This is a genomic window from Lysinibacillus sp. UBA5994, from assembly GCF_002429725.1.
Taxonomy (GTDB): Bacteria; Bacillota; Bacilli; order Bacillales_A; family Planococcaceae; genus Lysinibacillus; species Lysinibacillus capsici.
The window spans coordinates 1-20,353 of sequence record NZ_DJAU01000005.1 but is presented as its reverse complement, the minus strand read 5'-3'; the positions used below and the strand labels follow the sequence as shown (position 1 = coordinate 20,353).

The window sequence follows — 20,353 nt, the reverse complement described above, 5'->3', positions numbered from 1 at the left end:
CATTTTCTTTTTAGTATAACATAAATTTTTTAAACTATATTACATTCAGCCTAACAATTATTTCATTTCGAGTAATTGCATACGTTCATTAAATAGTGCAGGATAACTTAAAAAGCCAATCATAACGCTGGATAATGTTGCAGTAGTTAAGAGAGCAAAGATAATTAAAAGTTGAAATTGGACTGCATGAATAGGGTCGGCTCCCCCAATAATTTGACCACTCATCATACCTGGTAACTGTACTAGCCCGATTGTTTTTTGACTCTCAATCGTAGGAATCATACTAGCTTTTATGGCATTAATTAATTGGCGATGAATAGCCTGTTTTGGTGTGCCACCCAGGGATAGTATTAGTTCCATTTGATCCTTATGGTTAATAATTTCAGCTGTAAAACGATTTAAGAATAAAATGGATAGCACCATGGAATTACCAATTAGCATCCCGCTAATGGGAATGATATACTGAGCGGTTGCTGGAACAATATGAAAGCCTAGCAAAACACCTTGTGTAATTATTTCTATCATGACAAGAGTCAGTGCTATCTTCCAGGTGATTCCTTTAATACCTGCTCCTTTTTTTCGTGCATTTAACGTGGCTACGATAATCATTAGTGCTACCATCAGTAAAATATAGCTATAACTATTTGCATCAAACACAAACTTTAATATATAGCCGACAGCAAGCAATTGAATGATGGAGCGTAATGTTGCAATAAGCGTATCTTTTTCAAGGTCTAATTTTAATATTTTGGATAATAGTAAAGGGATACAAACAAAAATTAATGTCAGTGATAAGGCTGTATATGTCATTTGTTTACCCCCTGTACAAACTCGGCAACACGTGGATTTGTTGGTGCATCGAGTAATGAACTTTTACCAGTTTCAACGAGCTCCCCATTCATCATAACCCATGTATAGTGACCAATCGTTAGCGCTTGTTGCAAATTATGGGTAATCCAAATCATGGTAACATTGTATTTTTTGTTAATGGTGACAATCAATTTTTCAATATCCTGTACGGATTGACGATCCAAGGCAGACGTTATTTCGTCTAATAATAAAATAGAGGATTTATTGATAAGTGTTCGAGCGATGGATACCTTTTGACGTTGTCCGCCTGATAGATCATTTGTAGATTGATGCAGGAAGCTTTCGTTTAACCCAACGTCCTCTAAATATTGAATAGCCTCCTGCTGCAAAAGTTTTTGTCCTTGCAGTGTACGGGGAAGTGCAAGATTCTCTAACACTGTACCTGCTATCATAGGAGCTGCCTGTAAAGCAATACCAACATGCCTTCTTAAAGCTGTTGGATCATATGTAGAAATAGGTTGATTATCGACGAGTATATGCCCATTTGATGGTGAGAGAAGGCCATTACATAATTTAAGTAATGTTGTTTTACCAGCGCCAGAGGGGCCAACGAGAGTGGTGATTTGCCCTTTCGGAAATGACCCAGTAATTGACTTTAATATCATTTTGTCATTTACTGAAAAATGAACTTGTTGAAAGTGAATGGCAGGTTCATATAACATATTCATCTATTGAAACTCCTTTACTTTAGTCAGTAAAATAACTTTAGCATGAAATGACTGGAAGATGGTGTTGAAATAAAAGAAAGAAGGGGATTTGGGAATGGAAATATTGTATTTCGATACATTAACATATGCACAAGGCGATATGTATGTTGTGGCTTCAGACAAAGGACTTGTTTATATAGGTACACCAAATGCACCATTCGATGAAGTAAAGGAGTGGGCTATAAAACCATTTAAAGGATATTGTTTTGAAGAGAATTCAGAAAAGTTGCTCCCATATAAAGAGCAGTTAACAGCCTATTTTAAGAAGGAACTTATTGAATTTAATCTTCCAATCCATGTGAAAGGGACAGCATTTCAATTAGCAGTGTGGGATGCATTAAAAGAATTACCCTATGGTACAACAACAACTTATGGAAATATTGCTCAACGCATTGGTAATCCCAAAGCGGTTCGAGCGGTGGGGACTGCTATTGGAGCAAACCCAATCCTGGCAATTATTCCATGTCATCGGGTTATTGGCAAAAATGGTCAATTAACAGGCTTCAGAAGCGGCTTAGCTATGAAACAATTTTTACTTGAGTTAGAGAAGGAATAGAACGAGTGAAGCGGTAAATGTTAGTCTCTTGCGAAATAATGGAAAGAGCGCTTTTTCTATGGATTGGATCACTTCAAACAAAGTAACCTTCTTTCTCTGTAAACGAACAGTTTCACATGTAGGAGTGCACCAAAAGAAATCTGCCCCATTATCCAAAGATAAAGGAGCAGATGAACTAGCTATACATGTTGTTCTTCTTGAACATTGTTCTGCGTTTTACCGAAATGTGTTAAACGATGAGCGAAGGTTTCGCCTCGTACAGCGGAGCTTTTGAAAATATCTTGGTATTCGTAGGCAGGCGTTCCGTGTTCCATTACATCTAATCCAGCAATTTCTTCTTCAGCTGTTACTCGTAATGGGACAAATGCTTTGATGATCAATAAACCTGCAGCTACAGATACACTAACCCAAGCAATAGTTGCAATAACGCCGATTGCTTGAATACCTAATAGACCAAAACCCCCACCATAAAATAAGCCTTGCCCACCAATATCAAAGAGGCCAACTGCCAGTGTTCCCCAAATACCACAAATACCATGAACAGCAATTGCTCCAACAGGATCATCAACTTTTAGCTTCCACTCTAGGAAGCGTACACCTTCCACAAGTAAAGGGGCAGCAATTAAACCAATGATAAGTGAGCCAAAAATGCTGACATTCGCTGCACCAGCAGTAATCCCTACAAGCCCAGCTAATGCACCATTTAATGTAAGAGAGCCATCGATATGTCCGTATCGAAATTTTGTATAGAAAGCAGTGGCAACGACACCAGCTGCAGCTGCAAAAAACGTATTAGCAATAACACTAGGAACTAGCTCTGGATCAGCTGCTAATGTAGAAGCGCCATTGAAGCCGAACCAACCAAACCAAAGTAAAAATACGCCTAATGCACCTAATGGAATGCTGTGTCCTGTAATAACATTTACTCGCCCATTTTCATATTTGCCTAGTCGAGGTCCGACCATAACTGCTGCGACAAATGCTGCAACAGCCCCTGTTAAGTGGACAACGGTCGAGCCAGCAAAATCAACAAAACCTAAATCTGTTAACCAACCTTGACCACTCCAAACCCAGTGGCCTACTACAGGATAAACAACTAAAGACATAAGTATAATAACTCCAACATAAGCGAAAATATTAGTACGTTCTGCAACAGCCCCCGATAAAATAGTTGCTCCAGTTGCAGCAAACATCGTTTGGAAGATAAAGAAAGAAAGATCATCTACTCCTTTTAAAGCAAAGCCACTTGTGCCGAAAATGCCACCTACTGAGTCTCCGAACATAATGGCATAGCCACATAAAAAATAGACGATCCCACCAAGAGAAATGGTAAGAAAATTCTTCATGATGATATTGACTGCATTTTTTGAGCGGGTAAATCCAGCCTCAACCATAGCAAAACCTGCATGCATAAAGAATACTAAAATAGTGCCAAGCATCACCCAAATTAAATTAACAGATAATAGTACTTCATCCATCTATATCGCCCCCTTTATTCTACTGCAATCGATCCGACTTCTTTTGTTCGGATACGAATTGCTTGTTCTACTGGATAAATGAAAATCTTCCCGTCCCCAACTTTACCGGTTGCTGCTTCACGCAATAAAATCTCTACAATGGCATCAACTTTGCCATCGTCTACAATCATTTCTAATTTTAATTTAGGTAAAAATTCAATTTCATACGTATTGCCGCGGAAGAGTCCTGTTCGACCTAGCTGACGACCACAACCAGCGATTTCAGAAACGCTTAACCCCGCAATTCCTTCCTGTGCAAGACCATCCCGAACAGCTCCAAAAACTTCAGGACGAATGATTGCTTCAATTTTTTTCATGTGTACCAGCTCCTTGCGTAAATTTAATTTACATGTTAAAACGGTATTAAAAACAGTGCAATTGTTTTTTTGAATTCTATGTAAGGTTAGTTTACACAGAATATTTCTGGTCTCGAAGTATTTTAGAAAAAAGGTTTTTATAAAGGGAATGAAAGCGGTACTAAAATTTGTGTCTAAAATGTGTACAGTTCTAAATTTTCTGACTATTTATGTTAGAAAACCTAACATCTACAAGAGGGAATGTAATGCGCAAGAATTTGGGTATATAGTGTATACTAGGACTAATTATCAAAGCGGAAGAAGGGGTTTCTTTTGAGATCAAACTATGCAGATGATAGCTTAGCGCTACACACAGACTTATATCAAATCAATATGGCAGAATCCTACTGGGCGGATGGCATACATAATAAAAAAGCGGTTTTTGAATTGTATTTTAGAAAATTACCTTTTGGTAATGGCTATGCCATATTTGCTGGGTTAGAGCGAATGCTTGATTATCTACGTGATTTTCATTTTAGTGAATCGGATATTGCGTATTTACGTGATGAAGTAGGTTATAAAGATGACTTTATCCAGTATTTAAAGAACATCCGATTTACTGGAGAAATGTATTCCATGGTAGAAGGGGAACTTGTTTTCGCTAATGAACCAATCGTCCGAATTGAAGCTCCATTAGTAGAGGCGCAGCTAATTGAAACAGCCTTACTTAATATTGTTAACTATCAAACATTAATTGCTACAAAGGCTAGCCGTATCAAGCAAATTATTAAAAATGAAGTGGCAATGGAATTTGGTACAAGGCGTGCACAAGAGATGGATGCTGCTATTTGGGGAACACGTGCCGCGTTTATCGGTGGTTTTGCTTCCACAAGTAATGTTCGAGCAGGTAAACTTTTTAAAATTCCTGTCTCTGGTACACATGCCCATGCATTAGTGCAAGCTTATAAAAATGATTATGATGCATTCCATGCTTATGCAAAACGTCATCGCGATTGTGTGTTTTTGGTAGATACTTATAATACATTGAAATCAGGGGTGCCAACTGCAATTAAAGTAGCTAAAGAGCTAGGAGACAAAATTAATTTTATTGGCATACGCTTAGATAGCGGCGATATTGCTTTCTTATCAAAAGAAGCTCGTCGTATGTTGGATGCTGCAGGCTTCCATGATGCCAAAATCATTGTCTCAAACGATTTAGATGAATACACCATCTTAAATTTAAAAGCTCAAGGAGCAAAAGTGGATGTTTGGGGAATTGGTACAAAGCTTATTACAGCTTACGACCAGCCTGCGTTAGGTGCAGTATATAAAATGGTGGCTATCGAGAATAGCGAAGGGCAACTTGAAGATACAATAAAAATCTCAGCTAATGCGGAAAAGGTATCAACGCCAGGCTTGAAAAATGTCTATCGTATTATCGATAAAAAGAATGGAAAGGCAGAAGGAGACTACATCACAATGCACGATGAAAATCCTCAAGCTGAGGAACGTATCAAAATGTTCCATCCGATTCATACGTTTGTCTCAAAGTTTGTCACAAATTTTGAAGCAAAAAATTTACATCAGCATGTTATTAAAAATGGAGCGATCAATTATCAAAACCCTACATTAGAGGAAATGCGTGATTACGCGGCGGAGAATTTAGAGCTGTTGTGGGATGAATATAAGCGTGCGATGAATCCTGAAGAATATCCGGTCGATCTCAGTCAAAAATGCTGGGATAATAAGATGCGTAATATTGAAGAAGTGCATGCGATGGTTAAACGAATGTAAAAAGGAGTGACGGGTGCAATGACTTTACAGCAACAAATTATTGAGGAATTACGCGTACTGCCTAACATTGATGTACAGAGGGAAATACGTAAATCAATTGATTTTTTAAAGGAATATGCAAAACGCTATAGTTTTGTAAAAGGTTTTGTTCTTGGTATTTCTGGTGGTCAAGATTCAACATTAACAGGAAAACTAGCGCAGTTGGCTATTGATGAATTAAATGCAGAAGAGGGAGAAATGAAGTATTCGTTTTTCGCTGTACGATTACCATATGGCGTACAAGCTGATGAACAGGATTGCCAAGATGCCATTGATTATATAAAGCCAACGAAGGTTTATACAGTAAATATAAAAGACGCAGTGGATGCTAGTGTGAGAGCTCTAACAAATGCGGGGGTTGAGCTGAATGACTTTGTGAAAGGGAATGAAAAGGCTCGTGAGCGTATGAAGGTCCAATATTCAATTGCTGCAATGAATGGAGCGGTTGTATTAGGAACAGATCATGCTGCGGAAGCTATTACAGGCTTCTATACAAAGTTTGGTGATGGTGGAGCAGACTTAATGCCAATCTTTCGTTTAAATAAACGACAAGGAAAGCAATTGTTAGCAGAACTTCAATGCCCTGAGCATCTTTATAAAAAGGTGCCTACAGCAGACTTAGAAGAAGATCGTCCCTCATTGCCAGACGAAGTGGCGCTAGGTGTGTCGTATGATCAAATAGATGATTATTTAGAGGGGAAAGAAATTCCAGAAGAACCTCGCCAAAGATTAGAAGGGTATTATTTGCGTTCCCAACATAAACGTCATATGCCAATTACAATATTTGATGATTTTTGGAAGTGAGATGAGCGAAAAGGGTTATAAAGAAAGTGGTTTCACTTTTAAAAATAGCTCTTTTCGCTCTTTTTTTATGTATTATGGTTCTATGTTGTTAATTGTCGGCATATAATGTCGATATAATTACCTATAAGGATAATAAAATGTAGGGGAGGGTAACTTTTTATGAGGACTTCTAGAGTGAGTGCAACGACAAGTAGTGTTTTTCGGCAGGAACAACAGTATTTACATGCTGGTGATCTCAGCCATAACTTTGGGCAAAATCCACAAAAGCAATTTCGGAATAGATTACAAAAAAATAAAGAGAAGACGTACAATTCAACAACTATTTCTATAAATTCACAACAGCAGCAACCGATTACACCTATCCATATAGATAGCGCTAGTGATTTGGAAATTCGCCGTGAATTAAATGAAACGGCATTAAAGCTCAGTCGTTTAAACAAACAAAAGAAGCGTCTCAATAGTTACCGGTCTTCCATATAAGCCAAACTCTCCACATCAGTGTGGAGAGTTTTTATTTTTGAGGGGAAGTAAATGAAAGTGCTAAATTCAAAATATTTGAAGTGAAGATGTTCATGGAATGTTCAAGGTAATTTTTCCATTTCTTCACAGCGATTTTTAACTAATTTCACAACTAATCTGTAATGTAGGAGGTGGCAACAAAAAACTAAACTTGGAGGATAAAGTTGTGAAAAAATTATGGTTACCTGCACTAATATTATTATTTGTACTTGCAGCTTGTGGTAGCGAAAAAAAACAGGTAGAAGAAACGGAAATTGAGCAAGAAGTTACGAAAAATGAATCAGAAACCGTGCAAGTTGCTTCATTAGTAGATACACGGTTACAAGAGCCAGAAGAAGAGACAACTTGTGAAATGTGTAATATGAAAGTTTATATGAAAGACCATGAGATGGGTGTATTTTCAGCACAGGCAATAAAAGAAGATGGAACAATCGCTTTTTATGACGATATTGGCTGTTTATTAAATGCAGAGGTTGCTAATGAAGAAAAAAACGAAAAATTTGTACGTGATTTTGTGTCGAAAGATTGGGCAAAGATTGAAGATGTAACAATTATAAAAACAGAGCTGAAATCTCCGATGAACTGGGGCTATATTTATTTCGTGGACAAGGCTGAAGCAGATAAATATATGCAAGAAAATTCGAAAGCTTATGTGGAGGAACTACAAAAAATTAAAGATGATGCATTGGAGAGACGTAAGAAAATGATGCAAAAAAAGGCTGAGGATGAAAAAGATGCATCCGGTTCTATGCATTCGAATGAGATGAATCAAGAAGGGCACGGTCATTAAATCATAGACTAGGGGAAATCCTCTAGTCTTTTCTTGCTGAATGAGGAGGTGGAAAGTGATGAAGCAAATCATGTTGTTCTTTTTGTTTTTTCTATTTACCAGTCAAACGGCGTATGCGGAATTTGATATCCAATATGCTATCGATCAAGCAAAAGCTGGAGATAGTATTCATATTCCTGCTGGTCGTTACCAAGGGAATTTCATTGTGAAGAAACCGATCAAACTGTACGGACAAAAAGGGACTGAGCTTTATGCCCAAAATGATGAACCTGCATTAAAAATTGAACATGCAACGAATGTTTCCATAGAAAATATAAGAATAACAGCAAAAAATAAAGGAATTGTTGCTAATGAGGCGGATAATTTAGAGCTAAGAGCTATTGAACTAAAAGATATCCGAGTTGGTATACATCTTCAACAATCAAGGCATATTCGAATTTTAGAAAATAGGATCATTGGAAATGAATCTCACTTTGCTGAAAAAGGAAATGGAATTGCGGTTTTTAAAAGTGAAGATGTCGTGATCGATCAAAATACGATCGAACGAGTCCAGGATGGTATATATGTTGAAGAAGGGACGCGAATAGATGTACAGCGAAACAAGGTAACAAATAGCCGTTATGGAACACATTTTATGTATTCAAGTAATGTGAAGGTGTTGTTCAATACATATTTACAGAATGTTACAGGTCTTATGGTGATGATGACTACTAATTTAGAAATAAGTAGTAATACAATTAGTGCTCATAATGGCTTCAATAGTTATGGACTTATGATGTATGACACACAGGAGGCAATGGTGAGAGAAAATAGCTTTCTGCATAATCGTGTAGGGGTAGCGTTGCAGAAGAGTTCAGTGTTTCAAATACAAGGAAATCGCTTTCAGATGAATCAAACTGCATTAGAAGGTACAAAAGTCGATGAGCGTTCGATCATTATGGATAATCAGTTTACAGGCAATATATTAACAGCAAGGTCAGACAATCGGGGATTACGTTTAATTCATAATTTTTATGATGATTATACAGGGCTAGATGTTACAGGTGATGGTTTTGGAGATGTTCCATATGTGGCTGTATCGAGTTTTGGACAATGGATGGTGAGAAAGCCAGTTTATCAATTTTTTGTGGCATCACCAAGCGTTGTTATCCTGACATCACTAGATCAACAGATTAATAAAACAGAACGAAATCTACTGGTAGATAATGAACCAAAATTACTGAGCAATATGAAAGAGATAGAGTTTTCATTAAATATCTTACAATTAGTGATTGGTTTTATCGTGTTTATGGGAAGTTTATGGCTTTGGAAAAGGGGGATACGAGTGTGACTAGATGGATAATGATACTAATTATATGTGGCATTATTTTAGGAGGCTGTGGTGAAAAAACATACCATCCACGTGAAATCAATAGTGAAACAGATGTTTGTAAAGTTTGTAATATGAGTATTGTTCATAATGAATACGCAGGGCAAATTGTTTTGAAAAATGGAGACTATGAGATTTTTGATGATATTGGATGCTTAATGGATTACATTGAGCTAAATGGCGATGGTGAAGTGGGAGCAGCCTATATTAAAAATAAAGCAACGAATGAATGGATTGACGTTTATAAAGCGATTTATGTGTACAACAAAAATTATTGGACGCCGATGAACTATGGTGTTATTGCATTTGCTACAAAAGACGAAGCCAAAGAATGGATGAATGATGAAGAAGAAGGTCAACTATTTGCCTATCGTGATTTGCTGACATTGAATTGGGGGATTCATGAGTGATGTTTGTAAAAATAGAGCTGAAGCAGATTTTAAGAAGTCGATGGATGCAACTAGTAGCCTTTCTGTTTACGTTTGTTTTCGTTGCCATAGTCGTCATTCAACAAATGGCTTTACCAGATATTGAAGGCTTTACACGTCAAACTGCATCATTTTTAAGTGTGTTATTATTTCTGCTGCCGCTATTTATCCTCACCATTGGTAGTATGAGTATAGCTGGTGATATAGAATCAGGTTGGTTATCGTTATTAAAAACATACCCTATGAAGCGGAAGCAATATATTACAGGCAAATATGTAGCTACGGTACTTGCGTTTTTATTAGTAATAGTAGTGGCATTTGGTTTTGTATTAACCGTAGGTGGGTTACTAGGTGGGGTACGGTTACCAATTGTTTTAGTTATTCTTACGCTATTATGTATTATTATCTTTGTGTCTTTAGGAATCTTGCTAGGGGTATTTGCAAAAACAAGATTATTTGCACTTGCATTATCACTTGTAGTATGGTCCTTTCTTTTATTGCTCATTTCTTATGCTTTAATGGCGATAGGTGCAGTTGTTTCAGGGCATCTTTTACAAAAGCTCATCATCATAACGATACATATTAATCCAGTAGAATGGCTGCGCTTCGGCTATTTTATATTTAGTAATCAAGCTAGTGTGCTTGGTCCAGCCTTTTATGATGTAACGAGGTTTTACTTATCACCGCTTGGTCAGGTGGGGTATGGAATAATAACAATACTCTGGATTGTACTACCGTTAATGCTTGCTACGAAGCTGTTAAAGGAGGGGGAGCGGCGATGATTCTGTTAGAGGGAAAAAATGTAGCTAAGGTTTATGAAAATGATAGAGGATTAAAAGAAGCCTCCTTTCAGCTGCAAGCTGGTCGAATTCTTGCATTGGTTGGAGGAAACGGGGCTGGAAAGAGTACTTTGATTCGTTTGTTAACGGGTCAAGAGAAACAGCAATCTGGTGAAATAATATGGCATCAACCACAAACAATCCGTTTTATGCCTGATGATGTAAACTTTCCAACTATGCTAACTGCAGCTGAAATATTAGAGCTGTTGGCATCTTTAAAACAAGTAGATAAATATGAGCAAGAGAATGTACTGAAGCGTGTTTCCTTGTGGGATGTTCGGAAGCAAAGAGCTAAACACTTTTCCAAAGGGATGCTCCAACGGCTAAACCTAGCCCAGAGCTTACTTGGTAACGGGTCATTGTTAATTTTAGATGAGCCAACGAATGGTCTAGATCCCTTTTGGATAGCACAGTTGAAAAACATGATGTTGGAGGAGAAGAAAAAAGGCAATACCGTTATCTTCTCTACTCATTTGCTATCTTTTGCTGAAGAAATAGCAGATGATGTATTAGTTTTACATGAAGGTGAAATTATCATTTCTGGGGCGATATCTGAAATTTTCTTGCAAGAAAATTCTACATCTTTAGAAGAAATATGGTTAAAAAGATTGAATTTGTAACATTCTAATGGTTAATGACGTTATATAATAAGGATTAGGCTTGTTTGGATGTTATCAAACAAGCCTTTTTTATGAATGTTCGTAGGAAGTAGAAGTTTCAGATAATTGTTTTACAAGACAGATTTCGCTATGCTTAGATTAAGTTTGCTTGCAATTCACACAATTGCTTGATGGAATGGGAGGCTTTTCGATTAATGAATGCTCAAATACAGAATGTTTTAGAAAATATAGAAAAGGTAATGATTGGTAAAAGAGAAGTTGCTGAGCTCAGTATTGTCGCATTATTAGCAAGGGGACATGTTTTATTGGAGGATGTACCTGGAGTAGGAAAGACAATGATGGTGCGAGCACTTGCAAAATCGTTTGATGCACAATTTAAGCGTATTCAATTTACGCCAGATCTATTGCCATCAGATGTAGTCGGTATTTCTATTTATAATCCCAAAACAATGGAGTTTGAATTTCGTCCAGGGCCAATCATGGGGGATGTTGTATTAGCCGATGAAATTAACCGAACGTCACCGAAAACTCAATCAGCGTTGTTAGAGGGGATGGAAGAGGCTTCTGTTACAATTGATGGGAAAACGCTGATGATCAATCAGCCATTTTTTGTGATGGCTACACAAAACCCGATTGAACATGAAGGTACCTATCCTTTACCTGAAGCACAACTAGATCGATTTCTCTTAAAGATAAAAATGGGCTATCCATCTAGGGGGCAAGAGGTTGAAATTTTACGAAGAGCTGAGAATGGTAAAGCCATTGAAAAAATCGAAGCAGTATTATCGGTAGCGCAATTAATCGAATTACAGGAACTTGTTCAAGGTGTGTATGTAGAAGATTCTGTTAAAAATTATATGGTGGAGCTTGCTACCCTAACAAGAGAAAATAATTATGTCTATTTAGGTGTGAGTCCACGTGCCACAATAGCGCTAATGAAAGCTTCTCAAGCTTACGCATTTTTAAAAGGACGAAGCTATGTTACCCCTGATGATGTTCAATATTTAGTGCCATTTGTTTTTAATCATCGTTTAGTTTTAAAACCAGATGCACGCTATGATAACGTGACAGCAGACGAAATTATCCAGCGGATCATTGCTAAAACACCAGTTCCGACAAAGAGGTTTGCAGAACAATGAGGCAATGGAAAGCTTTTGTAGAAAAAAGTAAACATTTCCTATTAATCGCTTTCTTGATGATCATAACATTTTGTTATGCAATGTTCCAAGGTGGGTTTGTGAGCTGGTTTGTATTTTTTACGGTTAGCCCATTTTTAGTATATGCATTCATTTTCTTTGTCGTTAGAGAAGATATTTTACTAATCGAACGCAAGATTGACCCGATTCATATAGAACGAGGTCAATCAGCGAAGGTGCTTATTACGATAGAACGTAAAACACGTTTTCCATTTGCCTATATCGTAATGGAGGAACTTGTGGATAGTGAGGGATTAGTGCAAGCTAAAATACAAAATGCGAATGCCATTAAGTTCGTTGGATTTAAAAAAACCTTTAGCTGGCAATATGAATTGGAAAATATGCCACGTGGTGAACATCGTTACCTAGGTGTTACAATTGTTTTCTATGATTTTTTTGGCTGGGCTAAAAAGGTTGTCGTAGCAGAAAAGGACCAAACTATTTTAGTTTACCCAAGAGTACAAGAGATGAAATATGCTGCGCTTCAAACAAAATATGATGTTGGCTTGATGATGTCTCCATACTCTATTGTGAAGGACACATCGATGGCTGTTGGATTACGAGAGTACGTTCCAGGAGATCGTTTTTCGTGGATTCATTGGAAATCATTTGCACGTACACAAAAGTTACAGTCTAAGGAATTTGAGGATCGACAATCATCTGAACTAATGTTAGTGCTAGACGCTACAAAATCCTCGATGTTTGAAGAAAAAGTAGAGTTAGTAGCTTCAATGCTACAAATGATCGTTCAGGAACGAGGAGATTTATCATTTATTTCTGCTGGAGCAATGACGAAAGTATTCCCAGCTATACAGGGTGACAAGCATTTAGATCAAGTCATGTATCATTTAGCTGCGATAAAACCTACAGAGAATGTCAAGTTTCGATTTCATGACCAACAAGCCTTTAAACAAGTTGCAACACTGCTTTATGTGACAAGTGATGTTTCAGATGAATTCCTACATACTCTTGCGAATATAGTGAAAAGCTGTATTTGTTTTGTAGTGGCAAAGCAGCAACCAGTGCAATCTGAGCTTGCGATGCGGTATAAACATATACAAGTTATTTATGTAAATCCAGCAGATTTCTATCATTTATTCACGGAGGTGATAAGACCGTGAAGCAATCATTAGGAGAATTTTTAGAATTAGCCATAGCTTATGTTATTGTATTTTTCATTTTGCGTGAATGGCTTATTCCCATTATGCAATTAACGAATACAGGTGGGATGCATCTTTTCTTAGTGTTTATCGGTATGTCTTTAGCGCTAAGTCTTTTCCGCGTACATCCTTTATTATCAGGATTAGTGAAGTTTGGTTATATTACCTGGTTTGTCGTTTTTATCTATAGCCCTAGTCCTGTATTATCTGGTGATACATTGCCTTTTTTATTGGCTGAATGGAGAGGGAACATGGCCACGATTCTAACAGGTGACTTTGGACAGGTTTCAGATGTTTTCAGAACAGTGTTATTTCTTGTATTGATTTGGATGCTGGTCTATTTAATTCACCATTGGGTTTCGGTGCGAAAAAATATATTCTACTTCTTTGCCATGACCGTATTCTTTATTGCTACTTTGGATACATTTAGTGACTATGACGGTAAAGCGGCAATTGTAAAAGTTGTTGTTTTAGGATTAATCATGACAGGTGTTCTTTTTGTCAAGCGCCTATGGCTTCAAGTAGAAACTACAAGTACGGTAATGGAGAAATGGAAAATTGTTATTCCCATGCTAGTATCTGTATTACTCGTTAGTTCTGTAGCATACTTTTTACCAAAGACTGGGCCAACATGGGCAGATCCGGTGCCGTTTATCCAAGGGGTTACTGGACAAGACGGAAATGGAAATGGTCAAAAATCAGTTGGTTATAGCCAGGATGATAGTCAGTTAGGTGGTCCGTTCCAAGGAGATAATACTTTAATATTCACTGCCTCTTCCCGTGATCGTCATTATTGGCGTATTGAAACAAAAGATACGTATACGTCAAAAGGTTGGATTGTTTCAGAGGGGAACTTTGGGAAAAATGTTTATGAGTCAAATACACCCATTCTGACTTCTTTACAAGTAGGGCCGCCCGAAAGTGAACGTCAGATTCAATTAGATATTGCTGTTCCAATGCCATTTTTAATTCAAACATATGGTATGCTTTCTGTTTCGGCTCAAGATTCCACTTTATTTATTCAAGATGAGCAGACTGAAAAAATGAATATAGAACAACAGGTAGGGGAATCGAAATCATTATCAAACTATTCATTGTCTTATAGTGAGCCTGTTTATAGTATGGAGCAGCTCCAATTGTCATATCCAGCAACACTTGAAACAATGGATTCTTCCTTTGATCGATTTTTGCAGTTACCTAACCAACTTCCTCAGCGTGTAAGGGACTTAGCGTCTGAAATAACGCAAAAGAAAGATACGGTTTATGAACAAATTAAGGCTGTAGAAAGTTATTTTAGAACAAATGGTTTTAAGTACGATAAAACGCAAGCTGCCATTCCTGGTGAAAATCAGGATTATGTCGATCAATTTTTGTTCGATACAAAAGTTGGGTATTGTGATAATTTCTCCACTTCAATGGTGGTACTTTTACGCTCAGTAGGAATCCCAGCTAGATGGGTGAAAGGCTTTGCACCTGGGACTGCAGGACCTATGTCAGATGGATTACGCGAATATCGCATCACGAATGACAATGCGCACTCATGGGTAGAAGCTTTTATACCTGGAACGGGATGGATGGAGTTTGAGCCTACAATCGGCTTTTCTGGGAATGTTAACATCGATTATGATATTCCGTTAGATGCGTCTGATGAGGAGGAAGTGGCGCAGCCAGAACGAAAACCCGAGCAGCCACAACCGCAAGAACAGGTAACCGAGAAGGAACAGACAAAATCAACATTTAGCTTTGATGCAATGTGGTTATGGATGAAAAAGTTTGCCTATGTTTGGGTGATAATTGTTGTATTATTAATAATCACAGGTATTTCTTTATTCTTACAGCGTAAAACGTGGATTCCTAAGATGCATGTTCGAGCATACCGTAAAAAAGTAGCGGATTGGTCAAATTTCGATTCTTCCTACCATGTTTTACTGAAGCAATTATCTCGTATTGGTTTGCGCAGAAAAGATGGAGAAACGTTAAGTGCATTCGCAGAGCGTGTAGATTCAGCATTAGAAACAGATGAAATGCAAAAGCTGACGGTAGTCTACGAGCAACATATTTATGGGAAAGACAAAGAAGATGTTGATTTTGTGAAGCTGAAAGAAAGTTGGGAATATTTAATCAATCGCACTATCAGTTGATTTTAACGTAGACAAAGAGTAAAATGAAAAAAATTAAATGCAAGGATTGCTTTCATATAAGTTCGATAATAGGGTTCGGATGTTTCTACGAAATCACCTTAAATGATTTCTCTATGAAGGCGGATGTTTTCGTTAGGTGAAAAGTATAGTAAATCACTTTACTTTGCTACGCATTCGCCTTTATCAATATTCAAGAGCTTATGAACGCGTAGAAAGTTTTTTTACTTTCTTCGCGTTTTTCTTTGAACACATGAAAAATCCTTTAAAAATAATAGAAGAGGTGGAAATTTTGACAGCTAGCCCTTTATTAAAAGAGCAAGAAAAAATCGTTGTACTAGACTTCGGTAGCCAATTTAACCAATTAATTACACGTCGTATTCGTGAATTTGGTGTTTTCAGTGAATTACATCCGCATACGGTAACTGCAGAAGAAATTAAAGATATGAACGCAACAGGTATTATTTTCTCAGGTGGTCCAAACTCTGTTTATGATGAAAATGCCTTTCATGTGGATCCAGCTATCTTCGAATTAGGTTTACCGATTTTAGGTATTTGCTATGGTATGCAATTAATGGCCCATACAAACGGCGGTAAAGTTGAAGGTGCTGAAACACGCGAGTATGGTAAAGCCGAAATTCAAGTAACAACACCAAACAAATTATTTGGTGAATTACCTACAGAACAAATCGTTTGGATGAGCCATGGTGACCATGTAACAGAAGTTCCAGCTGGATTTGAAGTCATCGCAACTAGTGCATCTTGTCCGATTGCTGCAATGGCAAACGTTGAACGTAAACTATATGCTGTACAATTCCATCCAGAAGTACGTCACTCTGTATATGGTAATGATCTATTACGTCAATTCGTATTCGACATCTGTGAAGCGAAAGGCGATTGGTCAATGGCAAACTTCATTGAGCTTGAAATTGCAAAAATTCGTGAAATCGTTGGCGATAAAAAAGTATTATGTGCTCTTTCTGGTGGTGTAGACTCATCAGTGGTAGCGGTGTTAATCCATAAAGCAATAGGCGATCAATTAACTTGTATGTTCGTAGACCACAACTTAAACCGTAAAGGCGAAGTTGAACAAGTAATGAAAACATTCACAGAAGACTTTGACATGAATCTTATTAAAATTGATGCACGTAAACGATTCATGGACAAACTTGCTGGGGTTTCTGATCCAGAGAAAAAACGTAAAATTATCGGTAATGAATTCATTTATGTATTTGATGAAGAGGCATCTAAGCTTGAAGGTATGGATTTCTTAGCACAAGGAACTCTTTACACAGATATTATTGAATCTGGTACTTCAACTGCACAAACAATCAAATCACACCATAATGTTGGTGGTCTTCCTGAAGATATGCAATTCCAACTAATTGAGCCACTGAAAACTTTATTTAAAGATGAAGTACGTGCGCTAGGCTTAGAGCTTGGACTAGACGAAAAAATCGTTTGGCGTCAACCGTTCCCAGGTCCTGGATTAGGTATCCGTGTACTTGGTGAAGTAACAGAAGAAAAATTAGAAATCGTTCGCGAATCTGATTTCATTCTACGTGAAGAAATTGCAAAAGCTGGCCTTGATCGTGACATTTGGCAATATTTTACGGTATTACCTGATATCCGTTCAGTTGGTGTAATGGGCGATGCTCGTACGTATGACTATGCAATCGGTATCCGTGCCGTTACATCTATCGACGGTATGACTTCTGACTGGGCACGTATTCCTTGGGATGTACTAGAGAAAATCTCCGTCCGCCTTGTAAACGAAGTAAAACACGTGAACCGCGTGCTGTATGATATTACATCTAAGCCACCAGCAACGATTGAGTGGGAATAATAGCAAAAGCCCTAAAAGCCCTGAGAGGTTTTTAGGGCTTTTTTTGATTTATTTCCTTCTGAATTTATGGCTTAATGAAGTATCTCAACTGCAAAAATTGCTGGTAAAGTGTTGTATGTAGTAAACTAAATGAATGCACAAGAAATTATACTATTCAGATTAGGGGGGGATTTAAATGGAGAAAAATAAACCAATGATTCATACATTAACGGTTGGGATGCCAAAAGAATTGGTTGATAGTAAAGGACGTTCAATGATTACAGGGATTGAAAAGCAACGAGTGCAAGAAGTTTATTTGTCCTCTCAAGGCTTTGAAGGGGATGATGTGGCAGATAAAAAACATCACGGTGGCCCTGATCGAGCAGTTTGTTTATATCCTGCGGAGCATTACATACAATGGGAACAGGAACTTGGAAAAACGTTACCCGTTGCTGCATTTGGCGAAAATTTAACCGTAACAAATATGTTAGAAGCAGATGTGTGTATTGGTGATATTTATAAAATTGGAGATGCTGTCATTCAAATTACACAGGGACGTATTCCATGTAGTACGATTGACAGATATATCGAGGCAAACACATTACTCAAACGTTTAATCGAAACAGGCTATACAGGTTTCCTTGCGCGTGTACTTGAAGAAGGGACAATCTGTGCAGATTCAACAATTGAGCTTGTAGAAAAGCATCCTGCACGTATCTCTGTTTTGTATTGCAATGAAGTGTACTTCAAAAACAATGATGCAATCGCTATGAAACAAATACAAGCAGTAGATGCATTAGCAGAAGATTGGAAAGAAAAATTAGAAAAAAGAATTCAAGTCTTGCAAAGTAAAGTGATGAGTTAAAACATACGTTCAAAAGAAGGATCCTCTAGAATTTCTAGGGGATTTTTTCTTTAAACTAATTGCTGAAATGTTCAGTACAAAGCCTCTTTAGTAATACATTTAAGAGAACCTGAACATTAAATAAGAATTTTACACGAACTTTCGCATTTCTTTTTAGAAAAATGTTCGGAAATAGGGTTGAAATCTAAAAAACGAAATGATATATTACGAATGTAAATTAAATACGTCGTCGTATAATGTCGGGGATAAGGCCCGTGAGTTTCTACCAAGTTACCGTAAATAACTTGACTACGATTTAGGTTTATACATAAATGTATAAACACTAATTTGTTTCACACACTAATTGTGATGAAATATATCGTAGACATGCGACTAGTAGAGTAGTCAGCGTGTCTTTTTTGTTTTCGATATTGAAGACGACCACACGGAGGATTTTTTGATAATGAAAAAATATTTCATGTTCGATGAATTAGGAACTAATTATCGCCGCGAAATAATAGGCGGTATTACAACCTTCCTTGCAATGGCATATATTCTAGCTGTTAACCCAGGTATTCTAGAAAATGCAGGAATGGATAAAGGTGCTGTTTTCGTAGCAACAGCATTAGCAGCAGCAGTCGGTTCTTTGATTATGGGGATTTTCGCTAAGTTCCCGATTTCACTTGCTCCTGGGATGGGGTTAAATGCATTCTTTGCATTTACTGTAGTCGGAGCATACGGTATTCCGTGGCAAACTGGTTTAACAGGCGTGTTCTTCTCAGGGATTATCTTTATTATTTTATCTTTAACTGGTATCCGCGAAACTGTTATTAATGCTATACCAGTACAACTTAAATATGCAGTTTCTGCAGGTATTGGTTTATTTATAACTTTTGTTGGTTTACAAGGAGCAGGGATCATTGTCGATAGCCCAGCTACTTTAGTCACTTTAGGAAGTTTCACAGGCGCTACATTATTAGCGGTATTCGGAATTATTCTTTCAGTTATTCTTATTATTAAATTGCGCAGTATCGGTATTTTCTTAGGGATGGTGATTACTGCAGTTATTGGGATGATCACAGGTATCATTGATCCTCCGACAGCCGTTGTATCAGCTATTCCAAGTGTAGATTCTACATTCATGGTAGCACTAGAACCACTTGGTGACTTCGGTACATTATTTAACGTGAAGTTTTTAGTAGTAGTGTTAACATTCTTGTTTGTTGATTTCTTTGATACAGCTGGTACTTTAATGGCTGTAGCGACACAAGCAGGTTTAGTAAAAGATAATAAATTACCGCGTGCAGGACGTGCCTTAATGGCAGATGCACTAGCAACAACTATCGGTTCTTTATTTGGTACGTCAACAACAACAGCGTACGTAGAGTCAACTTCTGGAGTTGCTGCAGGCGCTCGTTCAGGATTTTCAGCAGTCGTAACAGCGGTACTGTTCTTAGTTGCATTATTCTTCTCACCATTACTTGCAGTGGTAACACCAGCAGTTACTGCTCCAGCTTTAGTAATCGTAGGGGTACTAATGGTATCGTCCTTACGCTTAATTGATTGGGACAAATTCGAAATAGCAGTACCTGCATTCTTTACAGTATTAATGATGCCACTTGGTTATTCAATTGCTACTGGTATTGCAATCGGCTTTGTATTCTACCCAATTACAATGTTATTAGCAGGTCGTAAAAAAGAAATTCACCCAATGATGTATGGTCTATTCTTTGTTTTCCTTGCATACTTCATTTGGGTACGTTAGTTAAACAGACACCTTTAATTGTTAGTAAGTTGCTAACAATTAGAGGTGTTTTTTATTGATTGATCCAAAATAAAAGAAGGTATTATTTTTACATTTATATAGAAGAAACTCGGTTTTAAATAATGCGAATAGTTTTACTTTAATGAAACACTTGCAAACTTAAATTTATGATGATATATTTAAACACGTTGTTACGAAATAAACGAACAACTTAAAAAATATTAACATAAACAGTTGACAACGAGTTGACAATATGTTAAATTATAAAAAGTTACTT

The 20,353-nt window shown here is 37.3% G+C and carries 19 protein-coding genes and 2 riboswitches; of the genes, 15 read left to right on the top strand and 4 right to left on the bottom strand.

Going from position 1 to position 20,353, the window contains the following annotated elements; genetic code table 11:
• Window positions 1–57: 57 nt before the first annotated feature.
• A complete protein-coding gene (locus tag B3D98_RS01735) occupies window positions 58–810 on the bottom strand; it encodes an ABC transporter permease (RefSeq protein ID WP_066038126.1) in 753 nt (250 codons plus the stop codon).
• On the bottom strand, window positions 807–1,538 hold the full coding sequence (locus tag B3D98_RS01730) for an ABC transporter ATP-binding protein (protein WP_016995349.1): 732 nt from the start codon (window positions 1,536–1,538) through the stop codon (window positions 807–809). The genes B3D98_RS01735 and B3D98_RS01730 overlap by 4 nt, the downstream gene beginning before the upstream one ends.
• A 94-nt stretch (window positions 1,539–1,632) precedes the next feature.
• On the opposite strand from B3D98_RS01730, the gene B3D98_RS01725 reads away from it, so the two are divergent.
• Window positions 1,633–2,133, top strand: coding sequence for a methylated-DNA--[protein]-cysteine S-methyltransferase (locus tag B3D98_RS01725; RefSeq protein WP_016995350.1), 501 nt, complete (start codon window positions 1,633–1,635; stop codon window positions 2,131–2,133).
• A gap of 179 nt (window positions 2,134–2,312) precedes the next feature.
• Here B3D98_RS01725 and B3D98_RS01720 read toward each other — a convergent pair whose 3' ends face one another.
• Window positions 2,313–3,611: an ammonium transporter gene (locus tag B3D98_RS01720; protein WP_016995351.1), complete on the bottom strand. Its 1,299-nt coding sequence runs from the start codon at window positions 3,609–3,611 to the stop codon at window positions 2,313–2,315.
• 14 nt (window positions 3,612–3,625) lie between these two features.
• Window positions 3,626–3,967 carry a P-II family nitrogen regulator gene (locus B3D98_RS01715; RefSeq protein WP_016995352.1) on the bottom strand — a complete coding sequence of 114 codons (342 nt, stop codon included), beginning with the start codon at window positions 3,965–3,967 and terminating at the stop codon, window positions 3,626–3,628.
• Between the two features lie 312 nt (window positions 3,968–4,279).
• Here B3D98_RS01715 and B3D98_RS01710 point away from each other — a divergent pair, with 312 nt between their 5' ends.
• From B3D98_RS01710 to B3D98_RS01645, 14 genes are all read left to right on the top strand, one after another.
• A complete protein-coding gene (locus B3D98_RS01710; protein ID WP_082148178.1) occupies window positions 4,280–5,740 on the top strand; it encodes a nicotinate phosphoribosyltransferase in 1,461 nt (486 codons plus the stop codon).
• Between the two features lie 18 nt (window positions 5,741–5,758).
• Window positions 5,759–6,583, top strand: coding sequence for an ammonia-dependent NAD(+) synthetase (gene nadE / locus B3D98_RS01705; protein ID WP_048395002.1), 825 nt, complete (start codon window positions 5,759–5,761; stop codon window positions 6,581–6,583).
• A gap of 159 nt (window positions 6,584–6,742) precedes the next feature.
• Window positions 6,743–7,063, top strand: coding sequence for an NAD synthetase (locus tag B3D98_RS01700; RefSeq protein WP_066038124.1), 321 nt, complete (start codon window positions 6,743–6,745; stop codon window positions 7,061–7,063).
• A 205-nt stretch (window positions 7,064–7,268) separates the two neighbouring features.
• Window positions 7,269–7,892 carry a nitrous oxide reductase accessory protein NosL gene (locus tag B3D98_RS01695; protein ID WP_257962257.1) on the top strand — a complete coding sequence of 208 codons (624 nt, stop codon included), beginning with the start codon at window positions 7,269–7,271 and terminating at the stop codon, window positions 7,890–7,892.
• A gap of 58 nt (window positions 7,893–7,950) precedes the next feature.
• On the top strand, window positions 7,951–9,222 hold the full coding sequence (locus B3D98_RS01690; protein WP_288579950.1) for a NosD domain-containing protein: 1,272 nt from the start codon (window positions 7,951–7,953) through the stop codon (window positions 9,220–9,222).
• Window positions 9,219–9,671 carry a nitrous oxide reductase accessory protein NosL gene (locus tag B3D98_RS01685; protein WP_288579949.1) on the top strand — a complete coding sequence of 151 codons (453 nt, stop codon included), beginning with the start codon at window positions 9,219–9,221 and terminating at the stop codon, window positions 9,669–9,671. Before B3D98_RS01690 ends, B3D98_RS01685 begins: the two co-directional genes overlap by 4 nt.
• Entirely contained in the window at window positions 9,671–10,471 is an 801-nt protein-coding gene (locus B3D98_RS01680; RefSeq protein ID WP_279496392.1) for an ABC transporter permease, read from the top strand. Before B3D98_RS01685 ends, B3D98_RS01680 begins: the two co-directional genes overlap by 1 nt.
• A complete protein-coding gene (locus tag B3D98_RS01675) occupies window positions 10,468–11,148 on the top strand; it encodes an ABC transporter ATP-binding protein (protein WP_103118863.1) in 681 nt (226 codons plus the stop codon). The genes B3D98_RS01680 and B3D98_RS01675 overlap by 4 nt, the downstream gene beginning before the upstream one ends.
• 194 nt (window positions 11,149–11,342) lie before the next feature.
• The gene (locus B3D98_RS01670) at window positions 11,343–12,287 is read left to right on the top strand and encodes an AAA family ATPase (protein WP_048395021.1); all 945 of its coding nucleotides are present in this window, start codon (window positions 11,343–11,345) and stop codon (window positions 12,285–12,287) included.
• Window positions 12,284–13,465: a DUF58 domain-containing protein gene (locus B3D98_RS01665; protein ID WP_103118862.1), complete on the top strand. Its 1,182-nt coding sequence runs from the start codon at window positions 12,284–12,286 to the stop codon at window positions 13,463–13,465. Before B3D98_RS01670 ends, B3D98_RS01665 begins: the two co-directional genes overlap by 4 nt.
• Entirely contained in the window at window positions 13,462–15,645 is a 2,184-nt protein-coding gene (locus tag B3D98_RS01660; protein ID WP_288579947.1) for a DUF4129 domain-containing transglutaminase family protein, read from the top strand. Before B3D98_RS01665 ends, B3D98_RS01660 begins: the two co-directional genes overlap by 4 nt.
• Window positions 15,646–15,677: 32 nt before the next feature.
• Window positions 15,678–15,779, top strand: a riboswitch (purine riboswitch).
• A 155-nt stretch (window positions 15,780–15,934) separates the two neighbouring features.
• Window positions 15,935–17,488 carry a glutamine-hydrolyzing GMP synthase gene (gene guaA / locus B3D98_RS01655; protein ID WP_036076059.1) on the top strand — a complete coding sequence of 518 codons (1,554 nt, stop codon included), beginning with the start codon at window positions 15,935–15,937 and terminating at the stop codon, window positions 17,486–17,488.
• Window positions 17,489–17,663: 175 nt separating this feature from the next.
• Window positions 17,664–18,332, top strand: coding sequence for an MOSC domain-containing protein (locus B3D98_RS01650; RefSeq protein WP_288579946.1), 669 nt, complete (start codon window positions 17,664–17,666; stop codon window positions 18,330–18,332).
• A 209-nt stretch (window positions 18,333–18,541) separates the two neighbouring features.
• Window positions 18,542–18,643: riboswitch (purine riboswitch) on the top strand.
• Window positions 18,644–18,774: 131 nt separating this feature from the next.
• Window positions 18,775–20,076, top strand: a complete 1,302-nt coding sequence (locus B3D98_RS01645) for an NCS2 family permease (RefSeq protein ID WP_004230532.1) — start codon at window positions 18,775–18,777, stop codon at window positions 20,074–20,076.
• Window positions 20,077–20,353 lie beyond the last annotated feature (277 nt).

Coding starts and splice junctions, on each gene's coding strand:
- B3D98_RS01665 (WP_103118862.1), top strand. CDS start 12,284: ATGAGGCAATGGAAAGCTTTTGTAGAAAAAAGTAAACATTTCCTATTA.
- B3D98_RS01645 (WP_004230532.1), top strand. CDS start 18,775: ATGAAAAAATATTTCATGTTCGATGAATTAGGAACTAATTATCGCCGC.
- B3D98_RS01650 (WP_288579946.1), top strand. CDS start 17,664: ATGGAGAAAAATAAACCAATGATTCATACATTAACGGTTGGGATGCCA.
- B3D98_RS01730 (WP_016995349.1), bottom strand. CDS start 1,538: ATGAATATGTTATATGAACCTGCCATTCACTTTCAACAAGTTCATTTT.
- B3D98_RS01675 (WP_103118863.1), top strand. CDS start 10,468: ATGATTCTGTTAGAGGGAAAAAATGTAGCTAAGGTTTATGAAAATGAT.
- B3D98_RS01680 (WP_279496392.1), top strand. CDS start 9,671: ATGTTTGTAAAAATAGAGCTGAAGCAGATTTTAAGAAGTCGATGGATG.
- B3D98_RS01735 (WP_066038126.1), bottom strand. CDS start 810: ATGACATATACAGCCTTATCACTGACATTAATTTTTGTTTGTATCCCT.
- B3D98_RS01720 (WP_016995351.1), bottom strand. CDS start 3,611: ATGGATGAAGTACTATTATCTGTTAATTTAATTTGGGTGATGCTTGGC.
- B3D98_RS01670 (WP_048395021.1), top strand. CDS start 11,343: ATGAATGCTCAAATACAGAATGTTTTAGAAAATATAGAAAAGGTAATG.
- B3D98_RS01690 (WP_288579950.1), top strand. CDS start 7,951: ATGAAGCAAATCATGTTGTTCTTTTTGTTTTTTCTATTTACCAGTCAA.
- B3D98_RS01715 (WP_016995352.1), bottom strand. CDS start 3,967: ATGAAAAAAATTGAAGCAATCATTCGTCCTGAAGTTTTTGGAGCTGTT.
- B3D98_RS01725 (WP_016995350.1), top strand. CDS start 1,633: ATGGAAATATTGTATTTCGATACATTAACATATGCACAAGGCGATATG.
- B3D98_RS01700 (WP_066038124.1), top strand. CDS start 6,743: ATGAGGACTTCTAGAGTGAGTGCAACGACAAGTAGTGTTTTTCGGCAG.
- nadE (WP_048395002.1), top strand. CDS start 5,759: ATGACTTTACAGCAACAAATTATTGAGGAATTACGCGTACTGCCTAAC.